2 protein-coding genes are annotated in these 2253 nt (G+C 51.8%); both read right to left on the reverse strand.

Annotation, left to right across the window (positions count from 1 at the left end):
* A partial coding sequence (locus ACYQ8U_RS22870) for an ABC transporter substrate-binding protein (protein ID WP_459947873.1) occupies positions 1 to 838 on the reverse strand: 838 nt, incomplete at its 3' end.
* Positions 839 to 1505: 667 nt separating this feature from the next.
* On the reverse strand, positions 1506 to 2253 hold a 748-nt coding region (locus ACYQ8U_RS22875), incomplete at its 5' end, for a sensor histidine kinase (RefSeq protein ID WP_459947872.1).

Below are 2253 nucleotides of genomic sequence, written 5' to 3' on the forward strand. Positions count from 1 at the left end.
CATACTGGCTCGCATATACAGCGTCATTATACATGGCCTCGCCATACATGCTCTGTCCATAGCTTCCGATGATTTTCTGGCCGGTTTCTGAACTGATAAAATCGATAAATCTGGAAGCAAGAGGCTGCCCCGGGGTCACGCCTTCCGGCTGACAAAGACCGTGGTAAGTATTGATGAGAAAAGGATCGCCCTTAAAAAGTACGGCTAGATTCTGTAATTCTTTTTTGCCTGCAACCCATGTTGAGGAATCGGTCATAAAATATCCGCCCATCTCATCTGCTTTCTTGAGAGTTGCCAACATGAAGTCCCTGGTGATGATATACCAGTCGCCCTCTGGAGCAACACCGGCTTTTTTCCAGATCGCAAGTTCTTTCTTGTTCGTTCCTGAATTATCGCCGCGAGAGAGAAATGGCGCCTTTGCTTCAGCGATACGCTTGTAGGCATTGGCGGCAGAACTCGCCTCACGGATATTCGCCGGATCGTTTTCCGGCCCGACGATATAAAATTCATTCGAACCGATCAGGGTGCGTTTAATCGCCCAACCATCTGCGACGGCCTGTTTCTCTGCAGCCGGCGCATGAACCAGAATCAGATCAACCTTTTTGTCTTTCAGAAGGGCGAGGGATTTACCCGATCCAGCTTTTATCCAGCACATTGTCGTACTCTGTTCCTTGTTGAAAATCTCCGCCAGCTTTTCAAGAAGACCAAGTTCCCCCGGGCTGCCGGTGGCAAGTGTAAAAAGATTTTCTCCATTGCCATAAGTTGCCTGGCACACGTCATCTGCCAACGCGTTACCTAGAATTAGAACACTTAATAAAAATGCCAGCACTACTGCCATAAATGTCTTATACATCGTCAATCCTCCCTGAAAAACTTCAGTCTTTCTAATTAATCTGGAATCTAGACAGGTCACAACACCTAGCATTGTCTAGTAGCGCTCATGAGGTAACAAGTCAATAAAGGGCAGCGATAAGGATACAGAACGACGAAAAAAAACAGATACAAACAGAGCAGGGTAAAACGGCGAGCAAGACAGAACCGACTCTCATTTGGTGACCTTACGTTATCTGGCTGCTCTGTTGCCGGACAAAATGCTATCCGACCTGAAGGAGTCACCTTCCCCACACCTCGGACCGCGACCGGAGCAAAAAAAAGACACCTACAGCATTTCTGCCATGGGTGTCTTATCCCAATGGTGCCGGGACCCAGCGGGACATACGAATTTTCAGTCCGTGCAGCCAGTATATTGTATCAAAGATTTGTACTGGCAATGGTATAAAGCTTACCAAATTTACATTTTGAGGTTTTTCCTGACACCCATTGCGTGGGTCACAAAATCAGGAAAAGAATGGTGAGGCAGACTACCCATTGGTTGTCAGCCGGGCTAGGTTAGATATGGCGTGCGGATGAAGCCCGGAATGACCATGGTCTATTGCTATCACGGCGGTATTGGTAAGGCTTCGGTGGCGGGTGACAGCGGCGTTGCGCTGACGGCGGATAAGCCTTTATCTGGCGCGGTCCGGGCCTCTTACGGGCAGTTTTATGCGAAATTCCGAACCGTTGCCCCGGCTGCTGTGCACCGTGATGGTGCCGTTGTGATGCCTGATGATGCCATAACTGACGGACAGGCCGAGTCCGGTCCCTTTGACCTCGGCATTGGTGGAAAAAAACGGCTCGAAGATACGGGCCTGGTGCAGCGGATTGATACCGACCCCGTTATCCTTGATGCTGAGCGTGATGCATGACTGCTCCGTTTCCGTGCTGATGCAGATAATGCCCCCGCCTTCACAGGCATCGACGGCGTTGGCGAGAATATTCATGACCACCTGTTTGATCTGGTCGGCGATGCCATACAGGATGGGTATATGCTCTCCATAGTGCTTCTCGACCCGGATATTTCTTGTGTCAAACTTCTTTTTGTAGAGCAGCAGGACGCTGTCCAGCGTGCTGTGCAGATCGAGAGGCGCACGGGTGCCGGATGTCGGCCGGTTGAAATCCTGCAGTGCCTTGAGCAGGTTGCGCATGCGTTGGCATTCATCGACCGCTATGTTCATCAGTTCGTTGTCTTCCGATTCGAGAGAAATCCGGCGTCTGACGCCCTTGAGGACATTGAGCACGCCCTGCAGCGGATTGTTCAGCTCATGGGCAATCGAGGCGGCGAGGGTGCCGATGGCGGCGAGGGTGCCGATGGCGGCGAGGGTGCCGATGGCGGCGAGGGTGCCGATGGCGGCGAGGGTGCCGATGGCGGCGAGC

Source organism: Desulfocastanea catecholica, from assembly GCF_054657295.1.